The sequence below is a fragment of the Legionella steigerwaltii genome (genome assembly GCF_001468065.1).
Taxonomy (GTDB): domain Bacteria; phylum Pseudomonadota; class Gammaproteobacteria; order Legionellales; family Legionellaceae; genus Legionella; species Legionella steigerwaltii.
Window position 1 is genome coordinate 1 of record NZ_LNYZ01000012.1, and the last position, 20,119, is coordinate 20,119.

The following is a 20,119-nucleotide window of genomic DNA, read 5'->3' on the forward strand; positions in this document are numbered from 1 at the left end:
ACTCATCTCAACAAATTGATTTAGTCAAAAGCGCGTAGAATATCACATAAAATCAATAACTTTTAGACGCCAGGGTAATACTGAACAAAAGGTCCATACTTTACTTTCGCCGTTTCAACGGCAATACCTTTATGAGAAAAGAACCACAGAATAACAACAAAAATTACAATTATTACAAGCGAGTACCACAATAATTTTTTCAAATTCAGGTTCATTATCTTCATCAGTCTGCTACCTTTAATACAGAGGTTAAGTTGAGATGACCTGCTTTACGCTGAATAATATAGAAACTAATTAAACTGGAGAAAAGAATAACCATAACTGCAATAATATAGGTTTCAGGTTCAATAACAAAAGGGATTTTAAACCAATCTGTTTGCATTAATTGCAGTATAGACCAGGACAACAAATATCCAGTAATTAATCCTAAAGGGGTAGAGATTATTATCTCAATCATATGATTTAAAAAAAGTAATGTTGATACTTCTCCCTGAGTAAATCCTAAAACTTGCAACGTAGTTAACTCTCTAGCTCGTTCTGCCAAGGTAATGCTCGCATTATTATAAACAACGCTAACCGCAATAATGATGGCAAAACTTGCAAGAATAGTGGTAAATACAAGAATATGCTTCGCAAAAGTTTCCTCAAATGTCCTAATAATCGATGTTTTAAAAGTAATAGTGCCTATCTTGGGTATTTCTTTTACCTCTTTATATAAATTTTTGACATATTTTGTGTCTACAGTAATCGCTGCTGAGTTGATTAACCGACCCTCATTTAATAAACGGTTAAGTGCTTCAATTTCAATATAAGCAAACATTCCTACATAGTCATTTATAATTCCTTGTACTTTCAATTGAGTTTTTGCTTTGTTCCCTTCAAGTAGTTCAATATCAAGTCGATCACCTACAGTCAAATGCAATCGTTCTGCTAACCCCCCACTGATTAACAACGCATGTTTGGGGATGGTCATGCGATTAAGATTTTTGTCTAATAATACTTTTAATTTTGCACTTTCAGAGAGGCCAAACAGCGAGGACAGTTCGCTTCGATGTTGATAGGTGAATCGAGCAGGTACAATGCGATAGCCTTCACTATTTGTGACCCCGATAATTTGATTCAATTCCATTAAAGCTACTTTATTGATGGGATTAACAAAGCTAACTAGAGCATGCTCACGTTGCGCCATTATAAATTGGGTATTTATGAGATAACGTATGGCATCTTGCCAAAATAATCCCAGTATTACGATGGCCATTGCTAATGCAATACCGACACAGGTCAATATCGTGCGTAAAAAATGGCGGAAAATATATCGATATACCATTTTTACGCTACTGGGAAGTCTGGAAAAAAATTTAATTTTTTCAATCCTAGTTGCTCGATACATCATAGGAATTGGCGGTTTCATCGCTACAGCAGGCATAAGATTTATTACCTGATAAATCGCTCGCAATGCCCCCAAAAGAGCAGCTAAAAAGCAAATTAAGATGCCAATGATGGCTGCAAGATATGAAAAAATATAAGGAAACTTTGGGAATATAAAATATTCGGTATATAAATGGGTCATTAAGTTACCAAACCAAGCTCCTAATGACACGCCACCAAGTGCTCCAATGAAAATAATAATTAGAATTATTTTAATATAGTGATATGCAACGGCTAAATCACGATAACCTAAGGCTTTTAAAGTTGCTATTTGCTCGCGCTCTTTACTGATTAAACGTCCTGTAACTAAATTTAATAAAAATGCTGCCACGATTAAGAATACAGGAGGAATATAGGTTGCAATAATTTTTTGTTGTTTTATTTCATTCGTTACAAACCGATCGGATATCTGATCTTTTCGTGTATAGCTAACAGTCAAACCATAAGAATGAAAAATTCTTTCTAATTGAGTCATTACAAATTGTTCTGAGGCATTTGGTGCAAGCTTAATGTTAATGTCATTAAATGCATCCTGCATTCCAAACGCGGCACTTAACGCCTTTCGATTCATCCAAAAAACGCCGAAATGACGATTATCAGGAAGCAAATCTTCCCCACGAATGGCATACACATATTCTGGTGATAAAACAACACCAACAATTTTTAACTTTTCTCTATATCCATTTAATAGCGCAACAATACTATCACCGGGTTTTAAATTATGACTCTTTGCAAAATTTTCATTGACTAATATTTCATCCTGACGATTGCTATCTGGCAGTCTTCCTTGGCGTAAAAATAATTGATTAAGGCCTGATGTATTTCTATCCGATATTGATATAAAACGACCTACCGCAGGTTCTGGCATCCAAGGTAAGTCAAGAACAACATCTTCTACAACTCGGGTTTCTACTTGGGATACCCCTGAAATTTCTGTTATTCGCTTTTCTAAATAGTTCGGCGCTCGTTCCAATGAAGCAAATACATCTGCAAAATGATAATTCGCATAAAACTCCTGTTGTGCATTTTTTAAAGAGACATAGGTATTAACTGATGCGATTAAGACACTAACTCCACTGCAAACGACCAATGCGATGGTAATAATTTGGCTTTTTAGTTTTATAACATCACGCCACAATTTTTTGTTTAATGCGGTTACCATTGCAATTCTTCTGGTTTTCGTTTGTATTTATTTTTTAATACCTTACTTATTGAACCATCTGCTATATGAATTACTCGATCGGCCATCTCGCTAATCACTATATTATGGGTAATAATGACTACAGTGGTATTCAGCTTTTTGTTCGCTAAAGCAAGTGTTCCTAAAACAATTTTACCGGTTTCACAATCAAGTGCTCCTGTAGGTTCATCACATAAAAGAACATCTGGATTCTTAGCGATAGCCCGAGCTATTGCAACGCGCTGTTGTTCTCCCCCAGATAATTGCGACGGAAAATGATTCATGCGGTTTTCTAAACCAAGTAATTTAATTGCATCCTCAGGACGCATTGGATTATCTGCAATTTCGGTAACAATAGAGACATTCTCTAAAGCAGTAAGGTTGGAAATCAGATTATAAAATTGAAAAACAAATCCTATATGCTCGCGTCGATAGCGGGTTAAATCATGTTGACTCGATGCAGTAATCATATGATCTTTATAAATTACTTCACCTGATGAAGGCACATCCAATCCGCCTATGATATTTAAGAGTGTAGACTTACCACTTCCAGATGGCCCTAAAAATACAACGAGTTCTCCTTGATATAAGTCGAGACTAACGCAGCGCAAAGCATGAATTACCACTTCGCCCATTAAATATGTTTTAGTCAAATTTCGAATAATAAATGCTGGAATTTGTGGCATTACAAAATCCATTTATAAATTAATATGCTTTCTTCGCGATTATTAAATAATAATGCAATTCGGCAGTATTAGGGGTTTATTGAGTTTATTAAAATTTATTCTATTATAAAAATAAACTTATTTACATTTTCTTATGCGCTGACATTCTGAGAAAACTCTTTCGGGAATGACCCGATATTAAAGATTGGAGAACAAGCATGGACGCATCCAAATTCTGTAAGCATTGTGGAGCTAATTTAACGCCAGATGCTCAGTTTTGCAGTAAATGTGGTGCACAAATAGAAACAAACTCTTCTTTTCCTCAGATGCAGAAGTCATATTCCATCCCAGAAAATCAGCAAAAATCACCAGTTGTTGTTCTTATTTTAGGATTATTTTTAGGCGTTTTAGGGATTCACCGAATTTATGTAGGAAAAATATATACCGGCTTATTAATGTTCATTACCGCAGGAGGGTTTGGTATTTGGTATTTAGTCGATTTAATCCTTTTAGTTACTAATAAATTTGAAGATAAAAACGGCAACTTGATTCAACTAACCCAAAATCCATCCTCATTTAAAAAAGCACTAATGGTGATTGGAGCAATTTTTGCCTGGTTGCTACTCTATGTGGGTTCGGTATTTATAATCATATTTCTCCTGATAAGTAGCCTAACTTACCCCATTAATCATCAACTCAGTGCATTAAAGACTGGCGATATTGAAAAAGCATATTCCTATACGTCGAAAGATTTCCAGAAAACCACCTCTCTTTCTGATTTTAAAAAATTTATAAATCAGTATCCTTCATTAAAAAATAATAAGAGTGCATTTTTTAACGAGCGAATCATTGAAAATAATATAGGCCTTGTGAAAGGAACCCTGACTGCAACAGATGGAGCAAAAACGCCAATTGAATATCGTTTAATATGGGAAGATGGAGCATGGAAAATTTTAAATATTAAGGTACGTTATACGGGAGCAGGAATCAATATAAGTTATAACACCTTCGCTTTGTTAAACGATCCGACCCCTCAGGGTTCAGCATGGATCGATTTTGATAATAAAGGAAATAAATACTCTCTTAAATATCCGAGCAACTGGGAATCTATTAAATCAGGAAAAGGAACTGTTCTCTTTAGAGGGAAAAATGGTACTAATTCTTTTCATACAACGATTACTATCCAAACTCTTTTGACAAAAAAAAATAAGGGGCGATACTCAACCATTCAGGAAGTAAAAGATGATTTAAAATCACAAATTTTTGCAAATACCACCGAACCTAAATTATTAGCTCAAGGGGAGATGGAGTTACCTCAAAATCCCAAGAGATTTCATGGAGAATATTTAATATTTACTTACAAATATAAAGATAAAGAATATAAGCAAATGTATATAATCATTTCAAGAGACGATGGATTAGCTTTTTATACTTGGAGCTATTCATCACTAATAAAACAATATGATGCAGATCTCCCTACTGCTAAGGGCATGTATGAGTCATGGACTATTTATTGAGTCATCGCCCATTGTTTTATCATGCATGTGAATAAAGTACTAACGCTGGGACTATAAACAGATTGGGCTGATAAAGCCCAACATGTTACTTGCTCAATTGTCAGTAATGAGCATAGTATATGATGCGTTTGAGTATTTTATTTATAAAAGGAATTTTGATGCCATATCCAAAAATTGATTTCTTAGAGCAAGCATGGAACGCATTTGAAATAGTTCTAAAATCACATATAGATCCTTCTGAATATCGTTTATCTGAAATTCAAAAATTAATGACAGCAGATTCTGTTGGTGATTTAAGTGGCCATGCCATTTATACACATACAGAGTATGTACATCGATTAACCTTGCGACTATTAAATTTACTAGAAACCCGAAAAAATGATGAAGCGATAACAAATCTATGCCAATTATGGACGACCTTGTTAAAAAGTAGAAATCAGCATCCTCTTAAAATCATGCATCATAAACGATTAGATGGGGAATGCACGTTCAATTTCTCATTACAATTGATGGAAGGTAAGCCATACGGATTCAAAGAGATTCAGGTTTTGGATCCAAATAATACTGACGAATTCGATAAAGCAGTCCATACAATTAAGCAGTTGGATTGTTTAGCACATGGGGTAAATTTTGGTGATTTACCCATTGTAGGAGATACAGTTCTGTCTTCCTCACTAAGTTATAAAGATACTATTTGTTTTATTGCAAAGGATGTTAATGATCAGATTATCGGTTATTCCTGGGGGATAATGTTAAGAGATATCCCTGCTGGTGAACAAGATAAAGCTAACGTTTTTTGGGTAATGAATTTAGCCAAGCATCCAGACTTTTATGATCCACATGTTAAAGTTGGGACAAAATTGAGACAATATATAGCAGATATGATGCGCGAAAAACCCGACTGTCATTTCCTGGGCTATCAACATATTTTAAATCATAAGTTTCATTTAGAAATAGTCGATGGACTAGCTGCTAAGTATGAGAAAATTAATCTTGGGCAGGATCAATATGATGCGAAATCTAAAATTCAGCATGATTCTTTGATTAACAACTGTCGTGTGCATTTAATTCGATCGAATAATAATCAACTTCCATTTCCCAAACATAAAGACGTTAAGTCAGCTGTATTTAGTGCTCTTTGGAATGCCGCTCATTCTGTTAAAGATTTTATATTGGGCGGCATGTTTTTTTATGCTCGTTGTTATTATCAGCAATGGACACATTTCATTTCAGATCAGCCAGTGGAGCAGAGAATTGAAGAGTCAGTGTCCCAAGAGCAACAAATTTGCGATTTGAATATCTTAAAAAAAATTATATTAAATGAGGAATGGAATCGGCAAGGCACAACATCGTTTTTTGATAGTTGTATACCGAAAACCATGCAAAAGTTACAACAATTAATTACGGAAGATGGGAACAATTATTCTATTTTGCAAAAATGTGTGGCAAATAGCGGCTGGGCTTTATTTCGAAGTAAATTGACTTCATATTTTTATTTTGCAATCACCCAAAGTTCTAATCCCACTGCAGCAGTAAACATGTTGAGAGACAGCCAAATCGCCCCCAAAAAATGGATTGAATTAATTAGTAAAGAGCGACAGGCTTATTATCAATCCCCCAGCATGTCAATGTCATAAGCAGATATTATCGAGAATAAAAGATCTGATGTAACCGTTTACAGATTTACTCATCGATTTATTCTGTTATAGTGCTTCGACGTGGCGTTAAAACAGCCAATACAATCGCGATAATAAATAAAGCGGGAACATCACCATATAAATGGGCGAAATGTTGTGGATAGTATAATGCTTGGATGCACATGATGCCCCCATGAACTATACTTGACCAAACAGTAAACCAAATTAAGCTCAAATGTTGAATTGGATTTTTTGCTGCCAAGAGCAAAAAAACACCTAATGTTACATAAATACCCAATATCATTTGCAAATAGAGGTTTTGTCCAACTAAGTGCCAAGCCCAGCCTGAAGGCCATAAAACAGTCAATGGATATATAGCAAAGATAAAAATCAGTCCAACAATAATCAAAACAACCCGAAGCAATTTGTAATTGTTTATAGTATCCATGATTAAACTCCAGCTGAAATGTGTTATATCCTTTTTTAATTATAGCTTATGATCCATATGAAATAATTGACCTTTTCCGAGCTTACCATTGTTAATGGCCTTATGAGCAGACTCATTAGTAAATCACATCAACTTGAACTAAAATTAACCTAATGAACGTTTCAGAAAGCATGTCAGCATGTTTTTTTACACTTCCACGCGTAGGTAAATCACTGCTCACGTTCGTTTAAAACACGGAAAGGAGAACGAAAATGAAAATATTGATGGTATTAACCTCCCACGATCAATTGGGCAATACTGGGCGCAAGACAGGTTTCTGGCTTGAGGAATTCGCTGCACCCTATTTTGTTTTCGCCGATGCAGGTGTTGAACTGACATTGGCCTCGCCGAAGGGTGGACAGCCTCCGGTCGATCCGAAGAGCGATTTGCCAGAAAATCAGACTCCTGCTATGGAGCGATTTAAGAAGGACGATAAGGCGAAAAAAGCACTTTCCCAGACAGCCAAGCTTGCCGACATGAACGCGGAAGATTTCGACACGATATTTTATGTTGGTGGTCATGGCCCTCTGTGGGATCTTGCCGAAAGTTCCGTTTCAATCAACTTGATAGAGTCCTTTTACAATTCAGGTAAACCGGTTGCTTTGGTATGTCATTCACCCGGCGTACTTCATCGGGTGACCTACAAAGGCGCACCTATTGTGAAGGGCAAACGTGTGACTGGTTTTTCCAACAGTGAAGAGGAAGAAGTAAATCTTACAAAGGTGGTGCCCTTCCTCGTTGAAGATGAGCTCAAGCGACTGGGAGGACACTTTGAAAAAGCCCCCAATTGGCAGAGTTTTGTAATCACGGATGGTCGTCTCATTACTGGTCAGAATCCCGCATCTTCTACTGCAGCGGCTCAAGCGCTTCTAAAGCTACTCTCACAGAACAAGAAAGCGGCTTAGGTATAAGCGTCTCCATTCTTCGGACCTGCATGAAGCAACCCGTGCAAGCACTTGCTTCTTTTTATTCTAGCCTTCGACGTCTCGTGGCTCATCCACAGTGGCGTCGACAAAAATGTGAAACAATTGCAAACTCCCAGTTGCTCTCAATTCTAAAGCTAAATAGCAAATAATAGACTGATCATTAACTATTTTTCCCCATCAATTGGGCTTCAGCTTGATCTTGCTTGTTTAAAGGACTTATGTCGTTTTCCGTTAAGTATTTTTTCACTTCTGGCAAGTTTTCTGCCCATTCCAGATAATTTTTCAGGCTAGTGTAACGGTCTCGAACGGCACCAAAAAAATGATGACCAGCCTTAGGTTCCGCTGGTCTACGTAAGTCAGCTATCCGTACATCTGAAGCAAGTAAATTTTTACTATGCAGGAAACGAATCAATTTATAAAAAGATAAGGAAGTAGGTTTATAATGTCCACTACTATTATCAATAGCGGTTATTTTTCCTTGTTCTACTAACCACATCCCAGCGCATCTTACTTTTTTTCCTGAAGTCATGGTGGAGTGATGATATTTTCCAGCTTCATGAACATGTGTATAGAAATGATTCTTATCTTTTGCATCCCAGATAAATGCGGTTGCACCTTGCGGACAACCTATTTTAAGGACAAAATCATCCAGCTCGTTTGTATTTAATTCAAGTAAATCCTTAGAATTTGCTTTTTGACCCATTAATTTGGCATCGCCATCTTTCTTTGTAATTCTTACCGATACAGTATCTGGTGAATCATAGTAAACAGGACCCATTTTAGTTTTATAAGAGCCAATCCAATTTTCGCTAATATCTCTGGTTGTTGTACTAATCGGGTGTTTTTCCAACCATAAGAAAAAAGGAACTTTAGTTTTGCTCTCAACCCATTGATAAAAAGCTCTATTCATTGGGTATTCAGCGGTGTTGCGTTTCGTTGCTAAGTCATCAAGCATAAATTCAATAGGACGATGAGCAGGATCTTCTCTTTCTAATAAAGTGCCACTGCTTAAAGAGAAAAATCTTTTTTTACCATGGCTTCTTTCTCGAACATGAAGCGTATGAAGTAGCGATTTTTTATTGACATATTTGCGCTCTGCATTCTGATAATATTCAGCCAGCTTATCTAAATAATTTATTTTCTTGCTCGCTCTTTTTTGTAAGCCTTGAACCCATGGATCGATAGATCCTGTAAGACTTGTATCTTTTCGCGCTTTTTTTGGAGCGACTTGCCAAGGTCCAAATGAAATTGGAGACTCGGGTGTTTTTTCTTGTTCTTTAGATATGAATTGATTGCCTAAATAGTCTTTATACTCTTGGGCAGCCTTTACAATTTGCGCCAATTTTTCCTGTCGTTTAGGAATTTTTTTCAGGCTCGTTTTTGAAATGTTATGATATTCCTCTAATAAATTGGATAATTTATCAATTATTTTTTTGGCCTTAGGATCATCATGTTGCTTACAATTTTTTAAAATAGTACGCCAATCTTTAAGAGAATAAGCATCTTGCCACATAGCCATAACATCAACACCTTGCCAAATACAAGCCAATTAGTATAATTATATACCTAAATGGCTTAAATTAAACTTAAGTACTGTGCAGAATATGCTGAACTATCGAAAAGAGCGTTTTAATGACAATTTTATACGTGCGAAATAATGATTCCGATTTAGTTACCCTAAACCTCAGTGATTAGGAGCTAGTGAAGAAAATTTATTTGAATTAACACGATTGGGCTACACGAAGTACAGCCCAGCAAAAGAATTGGATCACGCTATAGATTATGTGATTAGTATTGTTCTCCTCCTGAAAATAAATTGAATAAATTGACACTTTAATGGTTAAGCTTTAACAATCGTTGAAACACCAATGACCTGTCCTTTGCTATCCACTGCTTTTACTTGAAAAAATGTCCAGCCAGATCCAACGTTAATTGCTGTCTCAAATCCATTTTTATTCGCACTAGAAATCAAGTCCAAAATATTGGGCTGATTTCCAGCATACACTTGCCATCCAGCAACTTCAGTAGCTCCATTCCATGATGCATATACTGTGGTTTGGTTATTGGCTGTGCCCACGGTGATACTCGGTGGATAATCCGGCCTGCCAATCCAGGTATTTCGATAAGATCGATAAGATATATTGTCACTGGGCATTTGCGCACTGTAAAACACATTAACCCATGAGGTACTTTCAGTATTTCCTTGTGCAGCATATTCTGCAAAATAACCGTTGCTACCAAATCCAAGAAACTTGTTACCATTAGCTAAATTTTGAGTATTGCCCTGAGAGGATGAATTTACGTTGGGATTAAGATAATAAGAACTTTGAAAATTGGCGACCTTACCGGTTAAATCTAAACTCAAGATTAAGCCATGTGAAGGGATGGTACCAGGAGGAACCGTGTCACTTTCACAACAATTATCATCAAACATCGATATGATGTTTCCAGGTAGCAAGCGCGCATCATGTTGCCAAGAAAAAAGACCTTGAGTATTTGGAATGGAAAAATCCCCTGTACCATCGCCAGCGAGTTGCCAGACAAAATTTCCTGTCGATTTATTCAAACGATAAATGGTCCACGTATTGCGACTTGAAAAGAGAATATCGTTACTCCCACTGATGAGCCCAAGCGAATTTAAATGATAAGGATCCCAAACACTACTGCTTTCTGTTGCACTTGAAGCAGGCATATGTGTGCTGGTCAAAGGAATATGATCCAGTGCGTCCCAAAAAAAGATTAATTTATTGGTTGCCAAATCAATTTCCTGAATTGAAAAGTCATGGATGGCTCCTTGTTGAGGACCACCATAAGGTGTCAAATCCATAGGAACCACTTTGGTTCCAAAAAATAACACCGTATTCTGAGGTGTGATTAAAAACTCATGCTCATCGGAGGTAAATCCATTGAGTGCCGAAATGGTTTTAATCACATTGTAATGATTATCAAGAATGTAAAAACAAGCACCCGGTTCCGCACCTCCTGCAGGCAAATTGGTATAGGCTGGAGGAGTCGCGATCGTACCTTGCCAAAAGGTTAACACCGGATTGCCATTGAACAATTGCACTTTAAAATCAGCATTCATTAAACTGACGTTGCTTAAAGGTCTAAACCAAATGGGATTCCCATCATTATCTGTTATGAGCGCACCTGTTTGGCCATAGGTAGACTCATCCGAAAAAGCATAAGGAGCGTTCAAAATTAACCCTGAAGCAAGTTGTGATGCGGTGTATGGAGCAATGCTAACTTTCATCGGATGCAACTGCGGACTACTTAAAAAACTCCATACCTGATTCGAGATTATTGTAGGTTCTGGAACTACGGACCCCGTATTAGAGGGATAAGCCGTTGTTCCGCACAATTGTGCCGAGCTTGTTGATAAGGGGCGTAAGTGAATCACATTTTTGTCATATTGTAAGGTCAATTCAAACTTGGAAACACCATTCGAGGTTGGCTGAAATTTAATATACGTGGTGCACGAGCTGCCTTTTTTTCCTTTGGGGGCTAAAGTAATTTCATTGCAAAAACCATCATAATCAAAACCTGATCCGATGATGGATGGTTGAAGATAAATTTGTTTTGGGAAAGGCAGATTATTGGTAAAGGTATATTCAGCAACGTAACTGTTGTCAACAAAAGTTGTAGTAGGTAAGCCAAATTGCGGCGCAAGGGTAATATCAATGGGATTGTCAGCGAGTGCTGATTTGAGTGTTAAAGTAAAAAAAACTGCACCCCAAAAATACTTCATAATCAATTCCATTGAAAAATATCTTTAAATACTAAGACCGATAAAATTATCTACTACGATTCTGTTAGTCGGAAAGATACAGGTAAATATGCTGCCTTTTTCAAAAACACTTTCAATTTGTAGCTCTGCATCATGTCGTAATAACACGTGCTTCACAATGGCTAAGCCAAGTCCAGTGCCACCTCGCTCCCGTGAGCGCGCTTTTTCGACACGATAAAATCGCTCCGTAATGCGTGGTATATTTTCTTTGGCTATACCAATTCCAGTATCTGTAACTTTAAATACTCCTCTGCCTTTTTCATCTAGGTACCATTCGACAGTAATGCTTCCCTTATCTGGGGTATATTTAATTGCATTAACAATAATATTAGAAAATAAGCTGCGCAATTGATTTTCAGAGCCAGTAATAAAAACATTACTCATTGCTTTTAAGGTAATTTTATGCTGTTTTTCACCACTAATATTCTTTGCATCGATACAGAGTGTTTTCAGAGTTTCGGCAACGTTTATTTTGATTTTTTCATCTGAAAAATGATCATCACTTTCTAAGTGAGACAACAAGAGTAAATCGTCTATGATGTCAGCCATGCGTATACTATGCTGATGCATTTGCAAAAATATTTTTTTGTAGGATATTTCATAATTATCATTGTGAATAAGTGTTTCTAAATAACCGTGAATTACTGCGAGCGGCGTTCTTAACTCATGTGAAACATTTGCCACGAAGTCACTTCTAACTTGTTCTAAATGTTTAATGTATGTTTTTACTGACTTCGGGAGATTGTTTAATGGAATCTCTCTATTCTTTTGCATGGTTATTTCCAGAAAAATAATATCCTATCCCTCGAGCCGTTTTTATTCGGTCATGATATTCATGTTTTTTCAATTTACCTCGAAGTCGTTTAATTTGTACATCGATTGTGCGTTCCTCTATGTAGGAATGTCGACCCCATATATGTGTTAAGAGTTGATCACGCGTATAGGTTTTATTCGGGTGTAAAATAAAAAAATGGAGTATTCTATATTCTATGGGGGTTAACTTAACTTCATGAGTATCGATGGTTACCTGACATCGGTTCGTATTGACAATAAGAGAATCTATTTTAATTTCACCAGAAGTAGATTTTATTGAGCCGCGACGCAGAATTGTTTTAACTCGAGCAATTAATTCATTGGGTGAAAATGGCTTGGTTAAATAGTCATCTGCTCCTACCATTAATCCTTTCACTTTATTTTCTTCTTCGGCTTTAGCAGTAAGCATGATGATGGGAATATTTCTCAGTGTCTCATCTTTTCTTATACACCTTATGAAGTCAATGCCACTTTTATCGGGTAACATCCAATCCAAAATAATTAAATCTGGAATGAAATGTTCCAATGCATTCATTGCACCCATCATATTTCCAGCTTCAATAATATCAAATTCGGATTCTGGAATTGAAAATCGGAGCATATCTCTAATTGCCTCTTCATCCTCTACAAGAAGCAATGTTATTTTTTTCATACGACAAAATTATCCCTAAAAAATTTCACATATTATTCAATCTACTAACTCAGTGTCAATGCACGTTTATTACCGATTATATCTGTCATCAAATTGTCATATTCATTTGTTATAAAGATCCGGCTGCCGTTTAGCAAAGAGTTGTAATGGATTTACATTATCTTTACTAAGGAGTTAAATCATGACAAAAGATAAAATGGATACCAATGAAAGCACAAAAGAAAAAAAAGACCTGAAAAAACCAAAGAAAGTGCAACAAAATACACAAACCGTCCCACCGCATGATTCTCCTCAAAGAACTACCAATAAAAAGTTTACCGCTAAAGATTTTTCTTTCCTCTCTGAGAATGAACATTCTCGTTATGCACCAAATAGTAAAAAAATAGGTCATGCAGTGATCACTCGGGAAAATGATAAAACAGTTGCTCTGCAATATGAGTTGCCTCAAACCGAGGATGATGAAGAAACACCAACGGTTCGTCCTTTGGAAAATATCGAAGCGATTGAACCTTATCGCGGAATGCATCGATTTCGAGCCCAAACACCTGATGGCCATACACCGATGTATGCGAAGCGCTTTATTTATGGAAAAGTTGGGGAAAATGAAGATGAGGAACCGATTCAAATCGCTTGTTTTTCTCCATCACCTGAAGAAGGTAAGCCACCTTTTTGGGGTTCAATTAAAGAAACACCTTTATTGAGCGACAAACTATCCAAGTCAGTTAAAAGGGATTTAAAAAAAGACTTGGAAGAGATGGGACAGATAACTAAGGGTGGGTATGATTTAACGGTTGATCATGAATCTGTTCCACAACGCGATCTCATTAAGACACGAACTCCTGATCAAAATACGGTTATGGAGGAATCAGCTCGAGATGCCTATGAACATTTTTTCGATAAAATGACTGATGAACTTCATCCAGAGATGAAAAAACGGTTACAACGAGCCTTTAAAGCAGATATTAAAGATAATTTTTACAAAAATAGCTATCGTCCTGAGTGGTTACATCTTTACGGTTGGTCCTTAATGCCAATGGACAAGGATCCACAAGTCAAAGAGAATTTAGGTGCCGCACCAAAATGGGCAAATACACAGATGATGATTTTGGAACGAATCGTCAAATGGTTTGCCATAAATGCCCCAGAATCATTATTAACCATTAAACCTAAATTTGAGATGTTACTTGATTCAGAATTAGTAAAGCATATTGATTTTAATGTACGAATTAAAATGAAAGAACGCTATGTGGAGCTAATACAAAAAATAGATCCTTTTTTAGCCTATCCTTTATTTGCGAAAGCATCCGATTTAGCTCAGGGAGCTGCAGTAACCTACAACATTCTAAATAAGATTGATCCAGTGAGTAAACAGGTAGTTAAAAGCAACAAATCTAAAGGAGACGAAGGACTTTCAACTATTTCATCAAAAAAAGGTTCCTCTATTTTAGCAAAAGCACAAGGAACTAAGAGGGATGCTGTGGCATCGTCATTTCCTCACGATGCTTCCCCTTCTAAAGCAGTAGGTAGAAAAAGAAAGCATGATAGCGAAGTTGAAGAAGAACTTGAAATGAGTGCATCAGAATCAAAACAGGTTGCTCAAGAACGCCGAGAAACGAGATCCAAACATGAGACTTTTCCTGTTAAGTCACGTTCAATCAGCAGGAAAAAAAGGCGAACAGATGATAATAGCAATGATGAGCTAATAGAAACTACAAAAAAACCTACCAAATTCCCCACTCAAAATCAGCATGAGCACTCAGTAGTGCAAATTTATTCTGATTTTTTCGTTGCCGATTATGATAATCCTTGGCGTGGTCCAGAGTCATTCACCTGTTCAGGCTCTGGTTTTATTGTTCAAGATTCTGCAGGCAAAAAATATGTCATGACAAATGCTCATGTTGCGGAAAATTCAACATTCCTGCAAGTTCGCCTAGCGAATAATCGAACTAAAAAATATGAAGCAAATGTCAAATGTGTTTCATATCAATGTGATTTGGCTTTATTAGAAATTGAAGATCCGGAGTTCAATAATCTTGTAGAACCAGTTGAGTTGGGTGAAATGGTGAGTTTACGAGATAGAATCATGGTTGTTGGTTTCCCTATGGGAGGAACTGAAATATCTCTTTCAAAAGGAATTGTTTCTCGTATTCAAGTTGATGACTACTCAATGAGCGATCAACGTTTATTGCAAGTTCAAGTCGATGCAGCAATTAATCCCGGGAATAGCGGTGGGCCCGTTTTTTTAGGCAACAAGGTGGTTGGAGTCGCTTTTCAGGGTTATGGTGGACATCAGGGATTAAGTTACATTATTCCTGTGCCTATTATGGAACATTTCCTAAAAGAGGCATTAAGTAATAAGGAATATCGTGGATTTCCAACTCTTCCTATTGTCACCGAGGAACTTGAAAATGATAGTGAGCGTGAATTTTATAGGATGGGTAAAAGAACGGGGATTCGCGTTGTAAAAGTTGATAATTTATCAGATGCGTACAGCAAATTAAAAACTGATGATATTTTAATCGCTATTGATGGTTTACCCATTTCCAACGAAGGCACGGTGGATATTCCTGACATCGGAAACTGTATTGATTTTTTTCATGTGACTCAATCTAAATTCATAGGAGATAGTGTAAAACTCAACATTTTGCGGAAAAACTCTGACACAGACGAAGTTGAAGAGTTGGAGATTGATGTTGCATTAGATACGATTTTGGGCGATACCGAAAAAGTTTCTGTTGCAGAGCATGACAAAATGCCAACCTATTACATTAACTCTGGCATTTGTTTTGTTCCACTCACACGTAATTATATGGAAGGAAATGGGTGTGCTTTTGAGGATATGCATTTGGTTGAAGAGAATTGCATACTGCCTGATGCACCCAAAAAAAATCCTAATGAACAAATTGTCATAATTAATACAATCCTTAAATGTGATGCCACTCAGGGTTACGATAAGCATCTCCATGGAATTGTTAAAGAGATTAATGGAAAAGCAATTAACAATATTCACGATGTTGTTCGTGCTATGGAAGAGAATAAAGATAAAAGACATGTGATTACACTGGCTTCAAAATCTAAAATTATTATCCCTAACATGACTGCTCAAGAGCATGCTAAGTTATTAAAACGTAATCATATCTCCCATGATCGTTCTGAGGACTTAAAGTCTGTTGATAATAAAGCTAATGATTCTTTGCAAATTGAGGAAGAGTTACAAAAATCCCCACAACTTATTCGTCCTATCCCTATAAGACCACTTCCTGGTTTGAGTCAGTCTACTCAAAACACGGAACAAATAAATTCAAAAACTAAAAAAAGACGAATTATTGAATCAGATGATGAGGAAAGCGAAGAAGTAAAAGCCATATTCTCCGGTAAAGAAAAGGCGGATTTAACAAGGAACATGTTGCCTGGTTTAAAACGCTGGGAACAAAAAATTGCTGAGCTGGAAGAACGTTATCAAGATCTTCCAGAGGATGAAGAAGAGGATGAGGATTATACTGATGCCTCCGAAGAATATTCCGATGCAGAAGAAACAGAATCTGATTCTCAAAGTATGGAAACAGAGGGTTCAGAGACTGAAGTGTTGTTCTCTGATGATGAATCGAAGAATAAAACCTCTAAAAAAGCGTTATACCATCAACCCTTACATCGTCATGGATTTTTCAAACCCGCATCCATGGATGTCGACACACAGAGTGAAAAGAATCAAAAACGATTCCAATACAAATAATCAACTTTCTCTATTGCGCCGGGAATTAGTGCTCGGCGCCTTCTTTTTTAGAATGATGAAACATGCTTCCAAAGGGAGATAACGATGTATCAAAAAATTATGGAGCTAGAAAATTTTAAAGAAGCGTTAAAAGACATTCATTTTGATACTTGGTTTGTTTTAGATCTTGATAATACGGTCATGACTTCTCTGATTGCGTTTGGAGGAGACCCATGGTTTGAGGGATTATTTACGCATGTCACACAAAAAGAGATTGAACCGGCCGTTGCGAAGCCATCACTGATGTCAGTTTATAATACGGCACAGCATTTTGTTCGTACAACTGCAGTAGAACCTAATATAGTTAAAATCATTAAAGCATTACAAGATATTGGCATACCCGTTATTGGATTAACCGCACGCGGATATTCGATTCGACACGAGACCTTGAGGCAGCTCGCTGATATGGGCGTTGATTTCTCGCGAAACAGTATTGTTCCTGATGATGACTCATCGTGTCAGGGCGGGATAATTTTTTGTGCTGGTGGTGATAAAGGAGAAAATTTGCGTTCGATTTTGTCACGATTAGGGCGTGTTCCCCGCCATATAACGATGCTTGATGATAAGAAAAAGCATTTAGAGCGAGTGATGATCGCTTTAAAACCACTGGGAATCCATTTTAGTGGATTTCGTTATGGCTATCTTGATGATGAAGTGAAGCGATTTAGTATGGAAGCAGCCAATATTCAATTAGCTCACTTGTGGGAGTGGCTCTCAGCTACGGTACAGGAAGATGTAAAAAAATTAAAACTCATCCCTGAGGAGTTGCTTGGAACCCTAAATCCATTGGTCTATTCGAAGAGTTTTTTTCATCCCGATCATCCTCTGCATCCGGTTAAATCAAAACATCATTCAGATAAGCTTGCTCAAAAGCAACCCAAGTTACTTAAACGTTCGATAAGTACCTCTTCATTTTTTTATGAGGAAAATCAACGGAAAGAATCTCGAAAACTACATGCGGATGAAGTTGAGAAATTAACCAATATAAGGGAAACCGAGAGTTTATTTCCGATTTGTTGAATCGCCACTCGTTTTTAACAAGCTCCATGCCTATGGATACAATGGATACTTAACCAGACAAAGCGGACAATCTATCAATGCAGTAGTAGCAAACAAAAGCTGGGCTGAAAAGCCCAGAGATTGCTGCGATTTTTCTTTGTTATCAATGCATCTATACTTTAACTATATTTTGCCATAGGAGGGTATATTTATGTCAGAGTTACAATTAGACCCTATTCCACGAATTACTCTTTCTGAATCAAATATCTTTCAACACAATTATCATGTATTTTAGAACCTTATGAAACATTGTTTATACCCAGCGGCTATTGGCATTATATTTATTATCTCGAAGGTGGTTTTGGATTAAGTCTTCGTTCTCAAGCAATACCGTTGACACGACGATTGAAGGCAGCCTTGAATATATTCAAATTATTAGTACTTGATAACAATATCGGTAAATTAATTGGGGCTGAGAAATGATATGGGATCAAGGAAGAAATGGCCATAAAGCATGCCAGTCGGCATAATTAATATTTCCAGCCCAGCCTCTTTAATAGTTCAGCTTCCCATTTCATCCTTGTTTGCTCTATATTTAAACATATAGAGCAATTAGTTTTACGATATGGCTAAATATAGATATGTGATTGTATGCGGATGGGCGACTCGCGATGAAAATGGAAAACCAAGTTATTCCCAAGGACATAGTGGACTATTATTGGTAACGTCTGAAGAGCCTTTAGTTGAAGACAGTTTTCCTGCAGCATTAAAGGAAGTTAATGGCCGTCTTGAATACATAGTTCGAGATAGCATTCAAATAGAAGCGTATGTTGCCACAGCAGGTACGCCTGTAGAGAGCCTTGAATTTGACCTACGAATGTTCTCTCCTGCAGGGGTTGAGGAAGCAGCGCCAGAGTTTTGTGTACTTCCAGAAAAGATAGGAAATTCCCCTGGTATTGATTACGATCGGATAAAGGAATGGTGGGAAACCAAGCGCAAACGTTTAGGGGCTGGAATGTTCCAAGCAATTGATGATCAAGACATCATTAATAAGGATGGAATTAATCCCGAAAAGCAACAAATCATTGAAGAATACTTAGCTAAAAGAGATTATGTCCTAGTCCGTCGCAAAGTCGATCCCCCCGAATTTTTTCTAGTTTACAAAGATACGCAACACGCAACCAAAATACATTCAATAACAGGACCTGATTTAAACACGCTAATAAAGCATGAAAAGCATATAAAATGGAGAGCAGACAATGGGGAGTTTTCCATAAGCGGTATAAACAGAAATGAACCTTTGAGAAAGATCATTCTTTCTATTGCACATAAAATTCCTAGCCATGTTCCAAATACGTTAGACGATTATTCTAGATATACCAATAACTGTTCTCATGTGGTACGTGAAGGCCTTCAAGCCGGAGAAGTTAGAAATTTTGCAAAATTTTTAAGTACCCCTGCTGGCGTCATGTCTGATACTTATAAAATAATGGGAAAATACACTTCAACTTTGCGTCAATTTCTAATTTATTCATTACAACGAATGGAAAAAGAAGATGTATACAAAACGAAGAAGCATGACACTAAAATTGAGAAGTTTAAAGGCTTAGTCGAAAGACTTGCTAATGGGTGTGAAGACAAGAAGAAATTACTCCAAGAAATAGAGCTTGCTGCGAAGGAGCATAGAGGATATTTTGCAATAGGCGACTCAGAAACCTACAAACAATTTAAACAATTAGTAAAAAGAACTAAAGAGTTAGATGAAGAAAGAAGAGATGAAGAGGAAACAGACGAAACTGGGGGAACAGAGCATCCAAATAGCCAGCATGGTTGCTGAAAAGCCAACAACTCATGCTCCTTTGAGCCAGAATTGCTCAACCCAGTCCGGATTGTCATGATAAATGAATAACCATCCTATCATCACCAAAAACAGCAATGTGGTACATGGTACCATCAGTAGCTCATGTGCAGGAAAGGTTTGGCTCGCTTTATAGTAGGTATAGGTCAAAAGAGTAGAAATTATTAAAAAAAACTCATTTTTTTCATCTTTAATCTCAGAGTTATAACCACTCATTTATTAATGGGTTGTTCACATTTCAGAACGAATAAAAAACGTACTGAATCTCATATGCCGCCTCAAACTGAGTCGAGACAAACGTGGATGTAACTTATCTTTTACCCTATTGTAAATTATAGATAAAAATCCCCAAAGGAACTCATAGAGAGTTTCTTAAGGTTTAACATAATGTTTAAATC

Annotated in this window: 13 protein-coding genes; 6 read left to right on the forward strand and 7 right to left on the reverse strand. The window is 36.8% G+C overall.

Going from position 1 to position 20,119, the window contains the following annotated elements; all coding sequences use genetic code 11:
- Positions 1–223: 223 nt before the first annotated feature.
- Positions 224–2,590 (reverse strand): ABC transporter permease, encoded by a 2,367-nt coding sequence (locus tag Lstg_RS07645; protein ID WP_058477076.1) that lies wholly within the window; start codon positions 2,588–2,590, stop codon positions 224–226.
- Positions 2,584–3,294, reverse strand: coding sequence for an ABC transporter ATP-binding protein (locus tag Lstg_RS07650; RefSeq protein ID WP_058477077.1), 711 nt, complete (start codon positions 3,292–3,294; stop codon positions 2,584–2,586). The genes Lstg_RS07645 and Lstg_RS07650 overlap by 7 nt, the downstream gene beginning before the upstream one ends.
- Positions 3,295–3,491: 197 nt before the next feature.
- Between Lstg_RS07650 and Lstg_RS07655 the strand changes: the two genes are divergently transcribed.
- The gene (locus Lstg_RS07655) at positions 3,492–4,790 is read left to right on the forward strand and encodes a DUF4864 domain-containing protein (protein ID WP_058477078.1); all 1,299 of its coding nucleotides are present in this window, start codon (positions 3,492–3,494) and stop codon (positions 4,788–4,790) included.
- Positions 4,791–4,948: 158 nt separating this feature from the next.
- Entirely contained in the window at positions 4,949–6,427 is a 1,479-nt protein-coding gene (locus tag Lstg_RS07660) for a hypothetical protein (protein WP_058477109.1), read from the forward strand.
- A gap of 58 nt (positions 6,428–6,485) precedes the next feature.
- Here the strand turns inward: Lstg_RS07660 and Lstg_RS07665 are convergent, their stop codons facing one another.
- The gene (locus Lstg_RS07665) at positions 6,486–6,875 is read right to left on the reverse strand and encodes a DUF6632 domain-containing protein (protein WP_058477079.1); all 390 of its coding nucleotides are present in this window, start codon (positions 6,873–6,875) and stop codon (positions 6,486–6,488) included.
- Positions 6,876–7,126: 251 nt separating this feature from the next.
- On the opposite strand from Lstg_RS07665, the gene Lstg_RS07670 reads away from it, so the two are divergent.
- Positions 7,127–7,819: a type 1 glutamine amidotransferase domain-containing protein gene (locus Lstg_RS07670; RefSeq protein WP_058477080.1), complete on the forward strand. Its 693-nt coding sequence runs from the start codon at positions 7,127–7,129 to the stop codon at positions 7,817–7,819.
- Positions 7,820–8,000: 181 nt separating this feature from the next.
- On the opposite strand, the gene Lstg_RS07675 is transcribed toward Lstg_RS07670, so the two are convergent.
- The 4 genes from Lstg_RS07675 to Lstg_RS07690 form a co-directional block, all read right to left on the reverse strand.
- Positions 8,001–9,359 (reverse strand): hypothetical protein, encoded by a 1,359-nt coding sequence (locus Lstg_RS07675; protein ID WP_058477081.1) that lies wholly within the window; start codon positions 9,357–9,359, stop codon positions 8,001–8,003.
- Between the two features lie 321 nt (positions 9,360–9,680).
- Positions 9,681–11,588 carry an arylsulfotransferase family protein gene (locus tag Lstg_RS07680; protein WP_082650810.1) on the reverse strand — a complete coding sequence of 636 codons (1,908 nt, stop codon included), beginning with the start codon at positions 11,586–11,588 and terminating at the stop codon, positions 9,681–9,683.
- Positions 11,589–11,612: 24 nt separating this feature from the next.
- Positions 11,613–12,401 carry an ATP-binding protein gene (locus Lstg_RS07685; RefSeq protein ID WP_058477082.1) on the reverse strand — a complete coding sequence of 263 codons (789 nt, stop codon included), beginning with the start codon at positions 12,399–12,401 and terminating at the stop codon, positions 11,613–11,615.
- Positions 12,388–13,092: a response regulator gene (locus tag Lstg_RS07690; RefSeq protein WP_058477083.1), complete on the reverse strand. Its 705-nt coding sequence runs from the start codon at positions 13,090–13,092 to the stop codon at positions 12,388–12,390. Before Lstg_RS07690 ends, Lstg_RS07685 begins: the two co-directional genes overlap by 14 nt.
- Before the next feature lie 181 nt (positions 13,093–13,273).
- Between Lstg_RS07690 and Lstg_RS07695 the strand changes: the two genes are divergently transcribed.
- The 3 genes from Lstg_RS07695 to Lstg_RS07705 all read left to right on the forward strand — a co-directional run bounded on the left by Lstg_RS07695 (position 13,274) and on the right by Lstg_RS07705 (position 19,700).
- Positions 13,274–16,825: a S1C family serine protease gene (locus Lstg_RS07695; protein WP_058477084.1), complete on the forward strand. Its 3,552-nt coding sequence runs from the start codon at positions 13,274–13,276 to the stop codon at positions 16,823–16,825.
- Positions 16,826–16,909: 84 nt separating this feature from the next.
- A complete protein-coding gene (locus Lstg_RS07700) occupies positions 16,910–17,884 on the forward strand; it encodes a DUF2608 domain-containing protein (RefSeq protein WP_082650811.1) in 975 nt (324 codons plus the stop codon).
- Between the two features lie 604 nt (positions 17,885–18,488).
- Positions 18,489–19,700, forward strand: a complete 1,212-nt coding sequence (locus Lstg_RS07705) for a hypothetical protein (RefSeq protein ID WP_058477085.1) — start codon at positions 18,489–18,491, stop codon at positions 19,698–19,700.
- Positions 19,701–20,119 lie beyond the last annotated feature (419 nt).

Coding starts and splice junctions, on each gene's coding strand:
- Lstg_RS07655 (WP_058477078.1), top strand. CDS start 3,492: ATGGACGCATCCAAATTCTGTAAGCATTGTGGAGCTAATTTAACGCCA.
- Lstg_RS07690 (WP_058477083.1), bottom strand. CDS start 13,092: ATGAAAAAAATAACATTGCTTCTTGTAGAGGATGAAGAGGCAATTAGA.
- Lstg_RS07700 (WP_082650811.1), top strand. CDS start 16,910: ATGTATCAAAAAATTATGGAGCTAGAAAATTTTAAAGAAGCGTTAAAA.
- Lstg_RS07650 (WP_058477077.1), bottom strand. CDS start 3,294: ATGCCACAAATTCCAGCATTTATTATTCGAAATTTGACTAAAACATAT.
- Lstg_RS07695 (WP_058477084.1), top strand. CDS start 13,274: ATGACAAAAGATAAAATGGATACCAATGAAAGCACAAAAGAAAAAAAA.
- Lstg_RS07670 (WP_058477080.1), top strand. CDS start 7,127: ATGAAAATATTGATGGTATTAACCTCCCACGATCAATTGGGCAATACT.
- Lstg_RS07660 (WP_058477109.1), top strand. CDS start 4,949: ATGCCATATCCAAAAATTGATTTCTTAGAGCAAGCATGGAACGCATTT.
- Lstg_RS07705 (WP_058477085.1), top strand. CDS start 18,489: ATGGCTAAATATAGATATGTGATTGTATGCGGATGGGCGACTCGCGAT.
- Lstg_RS07685 (WP_058477082.1), bottom strand. CDS start 12,401: ATGCAAAAGAATAGAGAGATTCCATTAAACAATCTCCCGAAGTCAGTA.
- Lstg_RS07680 (WP_082650810.1), bottom strand. CDS start 11,588: ATGAAGTATTTTTGGGGTGCAGTTTTTTTTACTTTAACACTCAAATCA.
- Lstg_RS07665 (WP_058477079.1), bottom strand. CDS start 6,875: ATGGATACTATAAACAATTACAAATTGCTTCGGGTTGTTTTGATTATT.
- Lstg_RS07675 (WP_058477081.1), bottom strand. CDS start 9,359: ATGGCTATGTGGCAAGATGCTTATTCTCTTAAAGATTGGCGTACTATT.
- Lstg_RS07645 (WP_058477076.1), bottom strand. CDS start 2,590: ATGGTAACCGCATTAAACAAAAAATTGTGGCGTGATGTTATAAAACTA.